The 17,492-nt window shown below is 63.4% G+C and carries 14 protein-coding genes; 7 read left to right on the plus strand and 7 right to left on the minus strand.

Annotated elements, in window-relative coordinates:
- Positions 1-2 precede the first annotated feature (2 nt).
- Positions 3-917 carry a hypothetical protein gene (locus RHP72_RS21080; RefSeq protein WP_311093779.1) on the plus strand — a complete coding sequence of 305 codons (915 nt, stop codon included), beginning with the start codon at positions 3-5 and terminating at the stop codon, positions 915-917.
- Complete coding sequence (locus RHP72_RS21085; RefSeq protein ID WP_311093780.1) at positions 917-3,178, plus strand: heavy metal translocating P-type ATPase; 2,262 nt, start codon at positions 917-919, stop codon at positions 3,176-3,178. The genes RHP72_RS21080 and RHP72_RS21085 overlap by 1 nt, the downstream gene beginning before the upstream one ends.
- A 58-nt stretch (positions 3,179-3,236) precedes the next feature.
- Here the strand turns inward: RHP72_RS21085 and rsmA are convergent, their stop codons facing one another.
- The 3 genes from rsmA to RHP72_RS21100 are packed head-to-tail and all read right to left on the minus strand — an operon-like array spanning position 3,237 to position 6,429.
- Positions 3,237-4,136, minus strand: a complete 900-nt coding sequence (rsmA, locus tag RHP72_RS21090) for a 16S rRNA (adenine(1518)-N(6)/adenine(1519)-N(6))-dimethyltransferase RsmA (protein ID WP_311093781.1) — start codon at positions 4,134-4,136, stop codon at positions 3,237-3,239.
- Positions 4,137-4,145: 9 nt separating this feature from the next.
- A complete protein-coding gene (locus tag RHP72_RS21095; protein ID WP_007729017.1) occupies positions 4,146-5,273 on the minus strand; it encodes a resuscitation-promoting factor in 1,128 nt (375 codons plus the stop codon).
- Positions 5,274-5,304: 31 nt separating this feature from the next.
- Complete coding sequence (locus RHP72_RS21100) at positions 5,305-6,429, minus strand: resuscitation-promoting factor (protein ID WP_042921286.1); 1,125 nt, start codon at positions 6,427-6,429, stop codon at positions 5,305-5,307.
- Positions 6,430-6,665: 236 nt separating this feature from the next.
- Here RHP72_RS21100 and RHP72_RS21105 point away from each other — a divergent pair, with 236 nt between their 5' ends.
- Together RHP72_RS21105 and RHP72_RS21110 are read left to right on the plus strand one after the other, a co-directional pair.
- A complete protein-coding gene (locus tag RHP72_RS21105) occupies positions 6,666-8,114 on the plus strand; it encodes an amino acid ABC transporter substrate-binding protein/permease (protein WP_003946214.1) in 1,449 nt (482 codons plus the stop codon).
- Positions 8,111-8,878 (plus strand): amino acid ABC transporter ATP-binding protein, encoded by a 768-nt coding sequence (locus RHP72_RS21110; RefSeq protein WP_003946239.1) that lies wholly within the window; start codon positions 8,111-8,113, stop codon positions 8,876-8,878. The genes RHP72_RS21105 and RHP72_RS21110 overlap by 4 nt, the downstream gene beginning before the upstream one ends.
- A gap of 36 nt (positions 8,879-8,914) precedes the next feature.
- On the opposite strand, the gene RHP72_RS21115 is transcribed toward RHP72_RS21110, so the two are convergent.
- Together RHP72_RS21115 and RHP72_RS21120 are read right to left on the minus strand one after the other, a co-directional pair.
- Positions 8,915-9,340: a DUF6578 domain-containing protein gene (locus RHP72_RS21115; protein WP_054780871.1), complete on the minus strand. Its 426-nt coding sequence runs from the start codon at positions 9,338-9,340 to the stop codon at positions 8,915-8,917.
- Between the two features lie 189 nt (positions 9,341-9,529).
- A complete protein-coding gene (locus tag RHP72_RS21120; RefSeq protein ID WP_054780870.1) occupies positions 9,530-10,357 on the minus strand; it encodes a TatD family hydrolase in 828 nt (275 codons plus the stop codon).
- 21 nt (positions 10,358-10,378) lie between these two features.
- On the opposite strand from RHP72_RS21120, the gene metG reads away from it, so the two are divergent.
- Entirely contained in the window at positions 10,379-11,977 is a 1,599-nt protein-coding gene (metG, locus tag RHP72_RS21125) for a methionine--tRNA ligase (protein ID WP_003946248.1), read from the plus strand.
- A gap of 81 nt (positions 11,978-12,058) precedes the next feature.
- Positions 12,059-13,306 carry a DUF2786 domain-containing protein gene (locus RHP72_RS21130; protein WP_311093782.1) on the plus strand — a complete coding sequence of 416 codons (1,248 nt, stop codon included), beginning with the start codon at positions 12,059-12,061 and terminating at the stop codon, positions 13,304-13,306.
- Here RHP72_RS21130 and rsmI read toward each other — a convergent pair.
- Positions 13,303-14,133: a 16S rRNA (cytidine(1402)-2'-O)-methyltransferase gene (rsmI, locus tag RHP72_RS21135; protein WP_003946264.1), complete on the minus strand. Its 831-nt coding sequence runs from the start codon at positions 14,131-14,133 to the stop codon at positions 13,303-13,305. The genes RHP72_RS21130 and rsmI overlap by 4 nt on opposite strands.
- 74 nt (positions 14,134-14,207) lie before the next feature.
- Here rsmI and RHP72_RS21140 point away from each other — a divergent pair, with 74 nt between their 5' ends.
- Positions 14,208-15,716 (plus strand): dolichyl-phosphate-mannose--protein mannosyltransferase, encoded by a 1,509-nt coding sequence (locus RHP72_RS21140; protein WP_003946230.1) that lies wholly within the window; start codon positions 14,208-14,210, stop codon positions 15,714-15,716.
- A gap of 72 nt (positions 15,717-15,788) precedes the next feature.
- Here the strand turns inward: RHP72_RS21140 and RHP72_RS21145 are convergent, their stop codons facing one another.
- Positions 15,789-17,423, minus strand: coding sequence for a BCCT family transporter (locus tag RHP72_RS21145; protein WP_003946258.1), 1,635 nt, complete (start codon positions 17,421-17,423; stop codon positions 15,789-15,791).
- Between the last annotated feature and the right edge of the window lie 69 nt (positions 17,424-17,492).

Below are 17,492 nucleotides of genomic sequence, written 5' to 3' on the forward strand. Positions count from 1 at the left end.
CCGTGCGCACCTCGACAACACTTGCCACCTACGCCGTAGGGCTGGTCGCCGTCTTCGGCGCCGCCCTCGGCGTGGGGGCCGCAATCGGAAGCCCGATAGACATGTCCACCGCCCAGCACAGCACCCACGAATCAACCACAGAATCGATGCCAGGCATGGATTCGGCAACACCTGCAGGACTCGAAGTCTCTTCCGGCGGATACACACTCACCGATGTGACCGCACCCGGTCGAGCTGGGGAGCCGGGAACCTTGACCTTCCGGATTCTCGACGACACCAATACGCCCGTCGTCGATTTCGACCTCCTGCACGAGAAGAAACTCCACCTCATTGTCGTCCGAAACGACACCAGCGAATTCCGCCACGTACATCCGTCCCTCGCTGCAGACGGCACCTGGTCGATCGACTGGGCCTGGCCCGCCGCCGGCACCTACCGAGTCTTCGCGGACTTCGATCCCACCGACGGCACCCAACTGACACTCGGCCGAAACTTCGACGTGGCAGGCGAATTCACTCCTGCGCCGCTACCTGCGAAGAGCGCGACCGCAACCGTCGACGGATACACCGTGACTCTCGACGGTGATCTGACCACTGCCGGCGGCCCGATCACGCTGAGCGTTGCTCGCGACGGAGCCCCGGTCACCGATCTCGATCCGTACCTCGGTGCCTTCGGTCACCTCGTTGCCCTGCGCACCGGCGACCTCGCCTACCTGCACGTGCACCCCGAAGGCGAGCCAGGCGACGGCGTCACAGCTCCTGGTCCGGACATTTCCTTCCACGCACAGGCACCGAGCGAAGGCACATACCGGCTGTTCCTCGACTTCCAGCACGAGGGCGTGGTTCGGACCGCCGAATTCACTGTTGATGCAGGCATTTCCACAGCTTCAGTTCCAGACAATCACGAGGGAGGGCACTGATGACGTCACCGACTGCGGTCGACAATGCTGCCAACTCGAGCAGCGTCGAACTCGCGATCACCGGGATGACCTGCGCCTCCTGCGCGTCACGAATCGAGAAGAAGCTCAACAAGATCGACGGCGTCACAGCCACCGTCAACTACGCGACGGAGAAGGCCAAGGTCACCTTCCCGGACGGGGTACCCGTCGAAGATCTGGTCACTGCCGTCGAGAACGCCGGTTATTCCGCCGCGCTCCCCAAGCCGCCCAGCGCGCCGGACACCGTCGACCCGGATGCGGAAACCCCGCAGGATCGTGATCTGCGCGAGCTCCGTACCCGCCTGATCATCTCGACTCTTCTCTCCGTGCCGGTCATCGCTATGGCGATGATTCCTGCGCTGCAGTTCGACAACTGGCAATGGCTCTCCCTCACACTGGCCGCACCGGTCATCGTGTGGGCGGCCCTCCCCTTCCACCGGGCTGCCTGGGTGAACCTGCGTCACGGCGCGGCCACGATGGACACGCTCATCTCGCTGGGCACCATCTCGGCCTTCGTCTGGTCGCTCTACGCACTGTTCTTCGGCACTGCGGGCGAAGCCGGTATGAAGCACGCCTTCCGGCTGACGGTCGACCGGATGGACGGCAGCGCCAACATCTACCTCGAAGTTGCCGCGGGCGTCATCACGTTCGTGCTGGCCGGACGCTACTTCGAGCACAAGTCCAAGCGCACGTCCGGCGCCGCACTACGCGCACTCATGGAACTCGGTGCGAAAGACGTCGCGGTATTGCGCAACGGCGTCGAAGTACGAATCCCCGCCGAAGAACTGGCAGCGGGCGACTCCTTCATCGTCCGGCCCGGCGAGAAGATCGCCACCGACGGCATCATCACCGAGGGCCGCTCAGCCGTCGACATGAGCATGTTGACCGGCGAATCCGTGCCGGAGGAAGTCGGTGTCGGGGACACTGTCGTCGGCGCCACCGTTAACGTCGGTGGAACCTTGACCGTCGAGGCCACCCGGGTCGGGAGCGACACCCAACTCGCCCAGATGGCGGCACTGGTCGAAGACGCACAGAACGGCAAGGCCGAAGTTCAGCGCCTCGCCGATCGGATCGCCGGTATCTTCGTGCCGGTCGTCATCGCGATTGCCGTTGCGACACTGGGCTACTGGCTCGGTACCGGTAACCCCATCGAGATGGCCTTCACCGCTGCGGTCGCCGTGCTGATCATCGCGTGCCCCTGTGCCCTCGGATTGGCAACGCCCACAGCCCTGTTGGTGGGCACGGGTCGCGGAGCTCAGATGGGAATCCTCATCAAGGGACCCGAGGTGCTCGAATCGACGCGCGCAGTCGACACCGTCGTGCTCGACAAGACGGGAACCGTCACCACCGGTCAGATGACATTGCTGGACACCGTGGTGGGCGAAGGAACAACCGTCGACGAGGTCCTTCGGCTGGCCGGCGCACTCGAACATCGCTCCGAGCACCCCATCGCCGCAGCGATCGCGAAGGGTGCGACCGAAGCCGTGGGCGAATTGCCTACGGTCGAGGATTTCGTGAACGTCGCCGGGCGCGGCGTGCAGGGAATGGTCGACGGTCACGCCGTCGTCGCGGGCCGAGACGCGCTGCTCGCCGACTGGTCGATGCCGTTGCCGGAAAATCTCCGCGAGGCGAAGGCTGCAGCAGAGAAGGCCGGGCGCACCGCAATCGCGGTGGGCTGGGACGGCAAGGCGCACGGCATCCTCGTGATCGCCGACGCGGTCAAGGACACGAGCGCCGAAGCAATCGCGCAGTTGAAAGCACTCGGCCTCGAACCGGTTCTGCTGACCGGTGACAACGCCACCGTTGCTCGCACTGTCGCGGATCAGGTCGGGATCAGCACCGTCTTCGCCGAGGTCATGCCTTCGGACAAGGTCGACGCCGTCAAGAAACTGCAAGCGGAAGGACGCGTCGTGGCCATGGTCGGCGACGGCGTGAACGACGCGGCAGCCCTGGCTCAGGCCGATCTCGGCCTGGCGATGGGCACGGGTACCGACGTTGCGATCGAGGCCAGCGACATCACTCTGGTGCGAGGTGACCTGCGGTCGGCAGCCGATGCAATTCGACTGTCCCGCAAGACGCTCACGACCATCAAGGGCAACCTGTTCTGGGCATTCGCCTACAACACGGCTGCGATCCCGCTGGCTGCGGCCGGCCTGCTCAACCCGATGCTCGCCGGTGCCGCAATGGCATTCAGCAGTGTGTTCGTGGTGAGCAACAGCCTGAGGTTGCGCCGGTTCAAATAAGGGGGCAAGCCCCCTGTGCGCGGTTAGGGAGTCCCTGCACTCCTTAACCGCGCACCGGCTATTCGCCTCCAGCCAGCCGAACGAAGGCTGCTGCGTCGAGCATCTCGCCACGCGTCTGAGGCTCGATACCGGCAGCGAGGAGCCGTCGTTCGGCCTCGGCAGGCGAACCTGCCCAACCGCTGAGCGCGGCACGCAAAGTCTTGCGGCGCTGCGCGAATGCGGCGTCGATCGCCGCAAAAACCTGCTTGCGGTGCTTCTCGTCCATCGGCCACGGCGGCTCCGCGTACCGATCGATACGAACCAGTCCGGATTCGACCTTCGGCACCGGCCAGAACACGTTGCGTCCGACGGCACCGGCGCGGCGAACCTCGCCGAAGAAGTTGGCCTTGACGCTGGGAACGCCGTAGATCTTGCTTCCCGGATCAGCCGCCAGGCGATCGGCAACCTCGGCTTGCACCATCACGAGTGCGGTCCGCAGACTCGGAAGCGACGCGAACAGGTGCAACAGCACCGGCACCGCGACGTTGTACGGCAGGTTCGCGACCAGCGCGGTCGGCTCGCCGGGAATCTGCGAAGGCAGCACACGCATCGCGTCGGCATCGACGACGGTCAGGCGATCGGCCAGTTCCGGCGCTCGCTCGGCCACCGTCTTCGGCAGGCGAGCCGCGAGGTTGGGATCGATCTCGACCGCGATGACCCGATCGACCACGTCCATCAGCGCCATCGTCAGCGAACCGAGACCAGGCCCTACCTCGAGAACGACGTCGTCACGTGTGACGCCTGCCGTGGTGACGATGCGCCTCACGGTATTGGCGTCGTGAACGAAGTTCTGCCCCAACTGTTTCGTGGGCCGGACACCGAATTCCTCGGCAAGAGCGCGCACCTCGACCGGACCGAGCAGGGCTGCCTGCCCGCGCGGAGTAGCGATGGGTTCGTTCGATTGTTCGGCGTCTGACACCAGTAGAACTTATCCCAGTCCGAGGCGACCCGAGCACGACGGCCATGCGCCCCAGCCCTGAGTGCGCTGGGTCTGTGTCGCAATCGCGATCTGTTCTTCACGGGTGGCGAGGTCGGCGCGGGGCGCATACTTCAACCCGCCCTGTCGTTCCCAGGTGTTCTGATCGAACTGCACGCCGCCGTAGAAACCGTTGCCGGTGTTGATGGCCCAGTTACCGGTGGCCTCGCACTGTGCGAGCGCATCCCACGTCGAACCGTTCTCCACGGGCGGCACCTCGGTGCCCGGCTTCGTTCCGACACGCACGACCTTCGGCTGCGCCGGTGTGGTGATCGTCTCCGAGACCTGGGTACGTCCGGCTTCGACACCGTTGACGAGATTCACGGCGAACGTCACGTCACGCACGCCGGGCACGCCCGGGTTCTCGACGATCGTGCGACTCTGGTTCATCGTCGGATCCTCGATGCGCTGATCCGGCGGATCGAGCGGCAAGGTTTCGACCTTGTTCTCGGTGCGGTTGCGCGTCACCGTGACCTCCAGGCCCTCGGTCAGTGGAGCGTCGGCGGCTGGAACCACCGTGTCCGACTGCTCGAGCGGAGTGCCGTTGGCGGTAAGGAACTCCCCGACCGTCGGCGCCGCGATACGCACGTCTGCTGCCGCGTTTGCGCCGTCGACCAGTTTTGCGACGACCGGTGTCAGCACGTCGAGCGCGGCGCCGTCCAGCGGAAGACGCTGCGAGCGCGAAGCCGACACGTGCACATCCGCCGCGACGTCCAACTGCTTCAACGCGTCGTCGACGGTCAAGGCTGTGGTCCAGAGCTTCTGCGGCTGACCGTCGACCGTCAGCGTGATCTCACGGGCACGACGGAGCACCACGGTGTCGCCGTCGGACAGCGAAGCGTCGGCCGCGGGAGCAACTGCATCCTTGTCACCGATCGGGTAACCCGCGTCCTCGAGAGCGCCGTCGACGTTGGTCGACATGGTGCTCAGGCGAATCTGCTCACCGTCGACATCGAGAGTGATGGTCTTGTGCCGGACGACGGCCAGAACACCACCCACGAGAACCGTCAGGAGAAGAGCGGCGATCGCCGAGTACAACAACGGCGACCTGGTCGAGTTGATCTTGGCGAACGGTGACATCGGTTCCTGTGTTCTGTGAGGTGTGAGCGCGTCAGCGCAGGCCCAATTTGCTGGTGCAGGACGGCCAAGCACCCCAGCCCTGACCGGCGCGGACTTTCTCGCCGATCGCGATCTGCTGTTCACGTGATGCGAGGTCGGCGCGAGCTGCGTACTGACCGCCGCCGAATGCTTCCCAGGTGCTCTGGGTGAACTGAAGTCCTCCGTAGAAACCGTTGCCGGTGTTGATGGCCCAGTTTCCGGTCGCCTCGCACTGAGCAATGGCATCCCACGTCGACGCGTTGGACACAGCGGGAGCGGAAGCCTGCTTGGTACCGACCTTCACCACTGCTGCGACCGGTTCCTTGATCACGGTCGCGGACAGTTCGGTTCGTCCGGCCTCGACGCCGTTGACGGTCTTGACCTCGACAGTGGCCGTGCGCTCACCCGGAACACCCGGGTTCTCGACGACGGTCTTGTCCTTCTCCAGCTCGGGATCCTCGACCTTGTTCTCCGGCGGCGCGATCGGCTGCGTCTCGACGCGAGTGTCCGTGCGGTCGCGAGTGACCTGGATGGTCAGGCCGTTGGTAACGGGTGTGTCGGCGGTGGGAACCACCGAGTCGGCCTGCTCGAGCGGCGCATTCTTGGCCGCGAGAAGATCGCCGACGGTCACGGCGGCGAGCTTGACCTCCGCCGCGGGAGCGCCACCGTCGCTGACGCTGACGGTCTTCGGGCTGACGACGTCGAGCTCGGTCCGTTCGAGCGGCAGACGATGCGAGCGCGAAGCCGAGACTGCGAAGTCGTCGGAAACATCTACCTGCTTCAATGCCTCGTCGACCGTCAATGCGGTGGTCCAGATGGTGGTCGGCTGACCGTCGACGGTCAGAGCCAACTCACGGGCACGGCGCAGTACGACGGTATCGCCATCGGACAGGGAGGAATCGGCACTGGGTGCGAGCGCGTCCTTGGGATCGACCGGGTATCCGGCGTCCTCGAGAGCGGTACCGACGCTGCTCGACATCGTGGACAGCGAAATCATGTCGCCGTCGACATCGAGGGTGATCGTCTTGTGCCGAACCACGGCGAGCGCACCCCCGACGATGAGCGTCAGAAGCAACGCACCCACCACTGAATAGAGAAGTGGTGACTTCGTGGAGTTGATCTTGGCAAAAGGCGACACAGGAAATCCCAAGGCAGACGACGTTCGATCACAATACGGTAACGACCGAGCGTTGTATCGGCAACTAAATCACAACGAAATGCGACTTTTGTCACGGAACGGCAACGGCGTGTCGTGTGTTCTGCACTTTCCGGCTCCGATACCCGTGTATCGATTCAGCTCTGGGCGCAGTATGTTCTCGTCTGGTTCAAAGCAGTCCGGCGATCCCGGGCGCGACAGAAGAAAGCTGGGCGATAGTGCGAAGAAGATTCGACAGACCACGTAATGCCAGGTGGCCGATCCTGGCCATCCTGCTGGCGCTGATCGCAGCGCTGTTCGCCCCCGGAATCGCGAGCGCGCAACCCGGCCGCACCTACACGATCGCCACCGATCTGACATTCGCCCCGTTCGAATTCGAGAACGAAGACGGCAAACTCGTCGGCATCGACATCGACCTGCTCAATGCGATCGCCGAGGACCAAGGCTTCAAGGTCGACATCAAGCAGCTCGGCTTCGACGCTGCACTGCAGGCCGTGCAGGCCGGGCAGGCCGACGGCGTCATCGCGGGCATGTCCATCACCGACGCCCGCAAGCAGGTGTTCGACTTCTCCGACCCGTACTTCGAGTCGGGCGTGCAGATGGCGGTCCTCGAGACCGACAACGACGTGAAGTCGTACGAGGATCTGAGGGGCAAGCGCGTCGCCGTCAAGAACGGCACCGAGGGCGCCAGCTTCGCCGAGTCCATCAAGGACCAATACGGCTTCACCACAGTCTATTTCGCCGACTCCGCCAGCATGTACGACGAGGTCCGCACCGGGAACTCCGTCGCAGTCTTCGACGACTACCCCGTCCTCGCCTACGGCATCACACAGGGCAACGGCCTCAAGACGGTCACCGAAAAAGAGGTGGGCGCGAGCTACGGCTTCGCAGTCAACAAGGGCCAGAACGCCGAACTGCTCCAGATGTTCAACGCCGGACTGCAGAACCTGCGCGACGACGGCCAGTACGACGAAATCGTCTCGACCTACCTCGGTCAGGGCGCGTCGACGTCGGACAACTCCATCATCGGCTTGATCAAGAGCACCTACCCGCAGCTTCTCAAGGGCCTGTGGTTGACGATCGTTCTCTCCGTCGTCTCGATCGCGATCGCTCTGGTCCTAGGCGCGATCTTCGGTCTCTGCCGCGTGTCCACCAACATGTTCGTCCGAGGTATAGGCACAACCTACGTCGACATCTTCCGCGGCACACCGCTGTTGGTGCAGGCATTCTTCATCTACTTCGGCATCCCGGCAGCCCTGCATTTCCAGATGTCCGCCTTCACCGCAGGCATCATCACGCTCTCGCTCAACGCCGGCGCGTACATGGCTGAAATCGTCCGCGGCGGCATCCTGTCCGTCGACAAGGGACAGATGGAGGCGTCACGAAGCCTGGGCATCAGCTACATGAAGTCGATGCGAAAAGTCATCATGCCGCAGGCAATTCGCACGATGATCCCGTCGTACATCAACCAGTTCGTGATCACCCTCAAGGACACGTCGATCCTGTCGGTCATCGGACTCGCCGAGCTCACTCAGACAGGGCGCATCATCATCGCGCGCAACTTCCAGTCGTTCAACATGTGGCTGATCATCGGCGTCATGTACTTCATCATCATCATGGCGCTCACCAAGCTGTCTAACCGCCTCGAGAAGAGGATCAACAAGTGACCGAAACAGCCGTCAACATGGGCAAGTCCGCCACCGAGGTCAAGATTTCGGTCAAGGGACTGAAGAAGTCGTTCGGCGACAACGAGGTCCTCAAGGGCCTGGACGTCGACATCAAGAGCGGTGAAGTGGTCTGCGTCATCGGGCCTTCCGGTTCCGGCAAGTCGACCTTCCTGCGTTGCCTCAACCGCCTCGAAGACATCACCGCCGGATCCGTGCGCGTCGACCAGTTCGACCTCACGAACAAGGATGTCGACATCGACAAGGTGCGCCAGCACATCGGGATGGTGTTCCAGCACTTCAACCTGTTCCCTCACATGAGCGTCGTCGAAAACGTGATGCTCGCTCCGGTGCAGACCGGGCGATCGACCAAGGAGCAGGCTCGCGAGATCGCCGTCAAACTGCTCGGCCAGGTCGGTCTCGCGGAGAAGGCAGATGCCAAGCCCGCCAGCCTGTCCGGTGGGCAGAAGCAGCGCGTTGCCATCGCCCGCGCACTCGCGATGAGTCCGGACATCATGCTCTTCGACGAGGCCACCAGCGCCCTCGACCCCGAAATGGTGGGTGAGGTTCTGCAGGTGCTGCGCGACCTCGCCAAGCAGGGCATGACCATGGTCGTCGTGACCCACGAGATGGGCTTCGCCCGTGAGGTTTCCGACCGAGTCATCTTCATGGCCGACGGATACATCGTCGAAGAAGGTAAGCCGGAGAGTCTGTTCGGCAACCCCCAGCAGCAGCGCACCCAGGACTTCCTGGCGAAGGTTCTCTAGGGGCAAGCCCCCTGTGCGCCTTTTTGGTAGTGGGGACTACTGGAAAGGCGCACGGGTGGTGGCCAATTCGACGACCAGCCCGGTCTCGATCCGATTCTGCGGCTCGAAGTCGAAGTCGCCGAACCTTCGGAACCACCGAGGACTGGCCTCGACCCTTCGATAGGTCTCGCTACCTTCGACGGGCAACCACATGCGTGGACTTCCGACTTCCTCGTACGTCGTCGTGACCACGAGAATCCCGAGCACCACACCCGTGGTCACGACTCCCGACGCCGGCATCCCGCCGTGAACCCAACCGTCGAACGCGTCGTCCTGCGATCGCGGTGTCAATGTCCACGAGCATTGTTCACCGACTACAGGAAACGGTCCGCAGCACTCGACTTCGACCGCGTCGACATGAACGCTGACGATCTGGACCGAAGAGTCGACCGGCGTCGGCTCAGTGAAGCTGTGCGCCTTCATTCCCTCCCGGGATGCGAGAAATTCGCAGCGCTCGCGCCGGATCGAGAGGACTGTTCGTCTATGTGTTCGACGTCGTCGGGATCGACGTCGGAGGGATCGATGCGGTCATTCATCTGAATACTCCGCGCAGTAGACGAACCGGGACACGACGGTCCCGGGCGCGGAGTTACCTGTCAGACCACCATAGCGTCAGAGCTTGTAGACGCGCTCCGCTGTCGCCGTGGACGCTGCTGCCAGCGCCTGCGGATCCTCGCCGCGGATGTCTGCGAGTGCGCGCACCGTGTACGGCAGGCAGTACGACTCGTTGGGCGCACCGCGGAACGGGTGCGGCGTCAAGAACGGCGCATCCGTCTCGACGATCAGCTGATCCGAGGGCACCAACAGCGCGGCCTCACGCAGCGCCTTCGCATTCTTGAAACTCACGGTTCCCGAGAAACTCAACACGTAGCCCGCGTCGATGCACGCACGGGCCATCTCCGAATCCGAGGAGAAGCAGTGGAACACCACAGTCTCCGGCGCGCCTTCCTCGTGCAGCACCCGCAGCAGGTCCTGATCGGCTTCGCGATTGTGAATCATCAGCGTCTTACCGAGACGCTTCGCGAGGTCGATGTGCCACCGGAAACCGTCGACCTGCTCCTCGATGGTGGCGCACCCTTCGAGCTTGCCCGGCCAGTAGAGATCCAGCCCGGTCTCCCCCACCGCGACGACCCGCGGATCGGACGCCAACCGTTCTATCTCGGCTCTGGTGTCGACATCGAGGACGTTCGCCCTGGTCGGATGGATTGCGACGGCTGCGTAAACCCTCGAATCCCAGTTCGCAGCGTCGACGGCAAAGCGTGCGGCATCAAGGTCGTCGGCCACCGTGACGACCCGTCCGACGCCGACGGCCTCGGCCCGATCGACAATTTCGGCCACGGTCGCAGCGTCGTGCGCACCACAGGCGTCGAGGTGCGTATGTGCGTCGATCAGAGGCGACAAGGGCTCAGGGGCATCGGGGGCGGGACGGTCTTTGCTCACGCCCGATAGAGTAAGCCCACCATGACTGTGCCTGCCTCACCCTCCCAGACCCCGCGCCCGGACTCCGCTGCCCCGGAAGGCGCGGAACGATCGCCGTTCTACATCACGACAGCGATCGCGTATCCCAACGGCGCTCCGCACATCGGCCACGCGTACGAGTACATCTCCTCGGACGCGCTCGCCCGTTTCAAGCGGTTGGACGGTCATGAAGTGTTCTTCATGACCGGCACCGACGAGCACGGTCTGAAGATGCAGCAGACAGCGATCAAAGAGGGCATCGACGTCCGCGAACTCGCGGCTCGGAACTCCGACGTGTTCCAGAACCTCGACAAGGTCCTCAACATCTCGTACGACCGGTTCATCCGCACCACCGACGCCGATCATCAGGTCGCCAGCAAGGCGATCTGGGAAAAGATGGCCGCATCGGGCGACATCTACCTCGACACGTACTCGGGGTGGTATTCGGTTCGTGACGAGGCCTTCTACACCGAAGCCGAGACCACGCTTCTGGACGACGGCACCCGTCAGTCGACGGAGACCGGCACTCCGGTGGAGTGGACCGAGGAGTCCAACTACACCTTCCGTCTCTCGGCCTACGAGGACCGTTTGCTTGCTCTGTACGAAGAGCATCCCGAGTTCATTGCCCCCGCGACTCGTCGCAACGAGATCGTCAGCTTCGTCAAGGGCGGCCTCAAGGACCTGTCGATCTCGCGCACCACGTTCGACTGGGGCGTCGAGGTTCCCGGAGACCCCGACCACGTCATGTACGTCTGGGTCGACGCCCTCACCAACTACCTGACCGGCGTGGGTTACCCGAACGTCGACTCGGCGGAGTTCGAGAAGTTCTGGCCCGCGAGCCTGCACATCATCGGCAAGGACATCACGCGTTTCCATACCGTGTACTGGCCGGCGTTCCTCATGTCTGCCGGCATCGAACTGCCGGAGCGGGTCTTCGTCCACGGGTTCTTGTACAACAAGGGCGAGAAGATGTCGAAGTCGGTCGGCAACGTCGTCGACCCCATCGCGATGGTCGATCAGTACGGCCTCGACGCGGTCCGTTTCTTCCTGCTCCGCGAGATCTCGTACGGCCAGGACGGCAGCTACAGCCACGAAGCAATCGTGACGCGTATGAATGCAGACCTGTCCAATGAACTGGGCAACCTCGCGCAGCGTTCACTGACGATGGTCGCGAAGAACTGCGATGCCCAGGTACCGACCCCCGGCGAGTTCACCGAGGACGATCTGGCGATGCTGGCGTCGGCGGATGCCCTGCTTGCCAAGTGCCGCAGCGAGTTCGACGTGCAGGCGCTGCATCTCGCACTGGAAGCCATCTGGGGCGTTCTCGGCGAGACCAACCGGTACTTCTCCAAGCAGGAACCGTGGGTTCTGCGCAAGACGGATCCGGCACGCATGGCGACGGTTCTGTACGTGACGCTCGAAGTGGTCCGTATCGTCGGGCTTCTCGTTCAGCCGGTGATGCCCGACGCGGCGTCACGCATCCTCGATCTGCTTGGCCAGAGCGAAGAGAACCGGCAGTTCGCCGACATTGCGGTTCGCATCGACGCGAACCGGAAACTGCCTGCTCCGGCGCCAGTTTTCCCCCGCTTCGTCGAGGAATGAGCTAAGCGAGAGTGCCGCACGTGGGGTCCGAGATATCCGGTTACAGGCGGATGTGTCGGACCCCACGTGCACACTCCAGCCATGACGACGAATAGAACATACATTCGAACCAGCGCTTCGGCGCAGACACTGCCATGGAACGGAGCGCGGGTGTCCACTCAGGAGGTCAGCCCTCAATCCGTTTCCGCGGTGCGAGATCTCGTTTCCGAACTGTCCGCGGCGTACGACCGCGGATGGCAGCCGGCGGATCTGATTCATCTGGCGCGTCGAAGCAAAGAAGCGTCCGACGCCGATCTCGCCGCCACCACCATCCTGTTCGACGCGAAGGCGTCGCGCGCCTCCGATCGCGCTCCGCTCGAATGGGTGGGGCAGTTGCAGACGATCGGCGAGCAGTATCCGAAGTCTCGGCACATCGCTTCTCGAATCACCGTGGACGACGACGTTTTTCGCTCCCTCGCGGCCGGCCTTCTGTTCCAGGATCCCTACTTCCTCGTTTCGCAGATCGTCGACGTCGCGCGATCGTGGATGCGCCTACCTCAGTGGACGGTGTTGCTCGCGCCACCATCCACCTGGCCGTCGCAACGCACCGATACCAGCTATGCCGGCGTCGGCGATACCGAGGCCGACGCCAAGGTACTCAAGCGAATTCGTGGACTACTCGCCAAAGCGGAAGCAACCAACTTCGCGGAAGAAGCCGAGATTTTCACCGCGAAGGCCCAGGAGTTGATGACCCGGTACGCCATCGACTCCGCACTGCTCCACAGTCGCGCCGGGGTCACCGACACATCCGTCAATGCCCGACGCATTCACATCGAGAACCCGTACGTGAAGGAAAAGGTTCACCTCCTGACCGAGATCGGCGAATCGAATCGTGTCAGGACTGTCTGGTTCAGCGACATTGCACTCGCGACCGTCGTCGGCACTCCGGTCGACCTTCAGCAAGTCGACATGCTGTTCACTTCCCTGCTCGTACAGGCAACCCGTGCAATGCAATTCGCCGACTCGAGCAATCGTGGCGGCTCACGCACCACCTCGTTCCGCAAGGGATTCCTGGCCGGGTTCGCCAGCCGCATCGGACACCGCCTGCGTGACGCCGGCACCAAAGCCACCGCCGAAGCGGCCGACGCGGCATCGATGGACGTCGCGGATCTTCTGCCGATCCTCGCCACCACATCCGAGGCCGTCGACGCCGAATTCGATCGATTGTTCCCGACAACCCGCAAGACTCGCGGACGGTCCGTGGACGCCGAAGGCTGGCACGCCGGCCAGGCTGCAGCCGACGACGCCAACCTGCGTCCCGGCGCACCCGCCGTGAACCGCTCCCGCTAGTCCTTTCGAGCGGCCAGGACCGTCTCGTACAACTCACGCTTGGAGACTCCGGCCGTTGCGACCAGAGCACACGCGTCCTTCAATCGTGCTCCCCCCTCGACCAGCCTTTCCACCTCGTCGACCAGATCGGCAGGATCAGATGCCACCAGCACTGCGCCTTCGAGCACCACCGTGATCTCACCGCGAACGCCCTCGGCGGCCCAAGCAGCTAACTCCCCGAGAGTGCCGCGCTTCACTTCCTCGTAGGTCTTGGTCAATTCCCGGCACACGGCCGCGCGCCGATTCGGCCCGAGAACTTCCACCGCATCTGCGAGGCAGTCGGCAAGGCGATGAGGCGCTTCGAAGAACACACACGCTCGCTGCTCGGTTGCCAAGGCAGAGAGCCACGTCTTGCGCTGCCCCTGCTTACGCGGCGGGAACCCGTCGAAGCAGAACCGCTCGACGGGCAATCCGGAGAGTGCCAGCGCCGTCGTCACCGCCGACGGACCGGGCAAGCACGTGACGGCGAGGTTCTCGGCTACGCAGGCGGCGACAAGGCGATATCCGGGATCGCTGACCGACGGCATGCCCGCGTCCGTGACCAGCAGGACGGTCTTGCCTTCGGCGACGTCGGCGACCAGCGCGGGCAGCCGGGAAATCTCGACCTGATCGTAGAAACTGACGATCTTCCCGGTGATGGTTACCTCGAGCGCGGACGCCAGAGACTTGGTGCGTCGTGTGTCCTCCGCAGCAACGACGTCGGCGGTTGCGAGAGCAGACCGAAGACGCGGAGACGCGTCACCGACATCTCCCATGGGTGTTGCGGCGAGTACCAAGCGACCAGTCATACCTGACAGCCTACGATTGCCAGGTGACTGTGCAGACGGACGAGCGGCCAACGCCCGCCACGAGCGATCGGGTAATGCGTAGTCCCGGCCCGCTGGTACCGGATCCTGATTTCGGCCCGACCGACAGATTGCGCGGCTGGATCGTCACCGCTTTCGTCACCGCTATCGCGGCGATCACACGCTTCACGATGCTCGCCTACCCGACCGACGCCGGCACACCTGTCTTCGACGAGAAGCACTACGTTCCGCAGGGCTGGCAAGTTCTGACCGGTGGCGGCATCGAGGACAATCCCGGTTACGGATTGGTGGTACACCCGCCGATCGGTAAGCAGATGATCGCGATCGGCGAAGCACTCTTCGGTTACAACGGTTGGGGGTGGCGATTCTCGTCGGCCCTGGTCGGAACCCTGATGGTCCTGCTGATCATCCGGATCGTGCGCCGCATGACGCGCTCCACGCTGATCGGCGCGATTGCCGGAATCCTGCTCATCGTGGACGGCGTCACCTTCGTCTCCTCACGCCTGGGGATGCTCGACATCTTCCTGGCTTTCTTCGTCCTCGCTGCTCTCGGATGCCTGGTGGTCGATCGCGACCAAGTCCGCGAACGGATGGCGAAAGTATACGAAGAGGGCCGAATCGGCGACTCGGCCTGGGGTCCGCGGCTGGGTTTCCGGTGGTGGAGGTTCGGCGCCGGCATCCTGCTCGGCCTGGCCTGCGGCACCAAGTGGTCCGGCATGTACTTCATTCTGTTCTTCGGATTGCTCAGTGTTGCCTTCGACCTGTCAGCGCGCCGCGCCTACCGCGTGCAGCGCCCATGGGTCGGCACTGCAGTTCGCGACATCGGGCCGGCTCTGTATGCGTTGGTGATCATTCCGCTCGGTGTGTACCTCGCGAGCTACTGGGCCTGGTTCACCAGCGAGACCGGCGTCGACCGTCACGCCGTCGGGAACGAGATCGGTGAGGGTGGCACATGGAGCTTCATTCCCTCCGCACTGCGTTCACTCTGGTACTACAGCGGAAACGTTCTCCAGTTCCACGCCGGTCTGACCAACTCCGCCGGAAACCACCACCCGTGGGAGTCGAAACCGTGGACGTGGCCGATGGGGCTACGACCGATGCTCTACTACTACGCCGACGGCGAGCAGGTCACCGGTTGCGGGGCCGCCAGCTGCGTCAAGGCCGTGATGCTGATCGGCACACCGGCGATGTGGTGGCTGGCCCTACCGATGTTGGCGTGGGCGATCTGGCAGACGTTCGTGCGCAGGGACTGGCGATACGCCGTGGTCCTGACCGGCTACGGTGCCGCTTACCTCCCGTGGTTCGCGACGCTCGACCGCCAGATGTACTACTTCTACGCAGTTGCACTCGCCCCGTTCATGGTCATGGGATTTGCGCTGGTCCTCGGCGATGTACTGGGCAAGGCGAGCGCGTCCGTCGAGCGTCGTACCACCGGACTTCTGGCAGTCAGTCTGTACATCGGTCTGGTCGTGGCCAACTTCGTCTACCTCTGGCCGATACTCACCGCCATGCCGATCACGCCGGAATCGTGGCAGAACCATCTGTGGTTGCCCAGCTGGAAATAACCGGACGACAAAAGGGGCACCGAACCGCAGTTCGGTGCCCCTTCACGGTTCAAGTCCTACTCCGCTCAAGTCCTACTCCACTGACTTACCCACACGGCGTCCTCGGCGCGGGCGTAGGAGAGCACGTTTCTGCTCCTTCGCCGCAATGATGATCGGGTCGTGCGAAAGATCCTTGTACAGCGAGAAGCATAATCCGATCATGACCAGCACGAACGGCGCCGCAGCGATGATCGTCATGGTCTGCAAGCCGTCGAGCGCTTCGGAACCACCGGTCCACAGCAGAAGCGCCGCGACGCCACCGGTCAACATGCCCCAGAACACCACGACCCAGCGACTCGGTTCGAGCGTTCCGCGCTGCGAGAGCGTCCCCATCACCATCGACGCAGCGTCGGCGCCGGAGACGAAGAACACTGCGACGAGCAGCATGACCAGGACAGTCGTCACTCCGGCCAACGGCAGATTGTCGAGCATGCCGAACAGTTGAGCCTCTTCCGAGCCTCGGCCGGACAAGCCGATTCCGTCGCGTTCCTCGCCGATGCCTGCGCCGCCGAAGATCGCGAACCAGAGCAAGCTGACAGTCGTGGGAACGGCGATGACGCCGACGATGAACTGGCGGATCGTGCGGCCGCGGCTGATGCGGGCCAGGAACATGCCGACGAACGGCGTCCACGACACCCACCATGCCCAGTAGAAGATCGTCCACGACGAAAGCCACGCGCCGGTTTCAGGATTCGACGATGCACCCGTGCGGGCCGACATCTGGGCGAGGTCGGAAACGTATGCACCAATGGTCGTCGGGAGCAGATTGAGAATCAGTACGGTGGGCCCGAGAACGAACACGAAGAGGGCCAAGATCAACGCGAGCACCATGTTGATGTTGGAGAGCCACTGAATTCCCTTGGCCACACCGGAAACTGCCGAAGCGACGAATGCCAGGGTCAGTACCGCAACGATGGCCACGAGCAGGAATACGCCGGCTTCTTCCATCCAGCCGACTACCTCGAAACCGGAGCCGATCTGAAGTGCGCCGAGCCCCAAGGATGCTGCGGTGCCGAAAAGTGTCGCAAAGATTGCCAGGATGTCGATGACCTTGCCGATCGGCCCTTCGGCTTTGCGACCGAGCAACGGGATGAAGGCCGAACTGAACAGTTGCTTGCGTCCGCGTCGGTACGACCCGTACGCAATGGCAAGGCCCACAACGGCATACATCGCCCAAGGATGAAGACCCCAGTGAAACATGGTGGTAGCCATGGCAGTTCCGACGCCACCGTCGGTGCCGGGAGGCGGAGTCACGTAGTGCGCAAGCGGTTCCGCGACACCGAAGAACATCAGGCCGATGCCCATGCCGGCGCTGAACATCATGGCGATCCAGCTGACGGTTCGGAACTCGGGCTTCTCACCGTCTTTGCCCAGCGGAATGTCGCCGAATCGACTGACAGCGAGGTAGATGGAAAACAGCACGAAAGCCGAAGCTGCGAGTACGAAGAGCCAGCCGATGTTCGTCACCAACCAGCCGAGAACACTTCCGGTTACCGAGTTCAGGTTGTCGGGAGCTACGAGACCCCACACGACAATAGCCAGCACCGCTGCGGCCGCCACGGAAAACACCACGTAGTCGGTCCGAACGCCTACCCGAGTAAAGCCCGTCTCCGGGCGCTCTTCGTTGGCCCCGGAATCTTGTTCGGATCGATCAGATTTCGTCACCATAGATGACTACGTTCGTCACTTTGTGGGCCAAAAGCAAGCTGGAAGGCGGGCTCAACAGCCGTTGAACCC

The organism is Rhodococcus sp. SG20037 (assembly GCF_031763325.1).
GTDB classification, from domain to species: domain Bacteria; phylum Actinomycetota; class Actinomycetes; order Mycobacteriales; family Mycobacteriaceae; genus Rhodococcus_F; species Rhodococcus_F qingshengii.

What these genes read in the sequence shown, in the direction of transcription:
- rsmI (WP_003946264.1), bottom strand. Translation starts at nt 14,133, where the DNA reads ATGACTGGTCGCTTGGTACTCGCCGCAACACCCATGGGAGATGTCGGT.
- RHP72_RS21130 (WP_311093782.1), top strand. Translation starts at nt 12,059, where the DNA reads ATGACGACGAATAGAACATACATTCGAACCAGCGCTTCGGCGCAGACA.
- RHP72_RS21145 (WP_003946258.1), bottom strand. Translation starts at nt 17,423, where the DNA reads ATGGTGACGAAATCTGATCGATCCGAACAAGATTCCGGGGCCAACGAA.
- metG (WP_003946248.1), top strand. Translation starts at nt 10,379, where the DNA reads ATGACTGTGCCTGCCTCACCCTCCCAGACCCCGCGCCCGGACTCCGCT.
- RHP72_RS21085 (WP_311093780.1), top strand. Translation starts at nt 917, where the DNA reads ATGACGTCACCGACTGCGGTCGACAATGCTGCCAACTCGAGCAGCGTC.
- RHP72_RS21140 (WP_003946230.1), top strand. Translation starts at nt 14,208, where the DNA reads ATGCGTAGTCCCGGCCCGCTGGTACCGGATCCTGATTTCGGCCCGACC.
- RHP72_RS21095 (WP_007729017.1), bottom strand. Translation starts at nt 5,273, where the DNA reads ATGTCACCGTTCGCCAAGATCAACTCGACCAGGTCGCCGTTGTTGTAC.
- RHP72_RS21115 (WP_054780871.1), bottom strand. Translation starts at nt 9,340, where the DNA reads ATGAAGGCGCACAGCTTCACTGAGCCGACGCCGGTCGACTCTTCGGTC.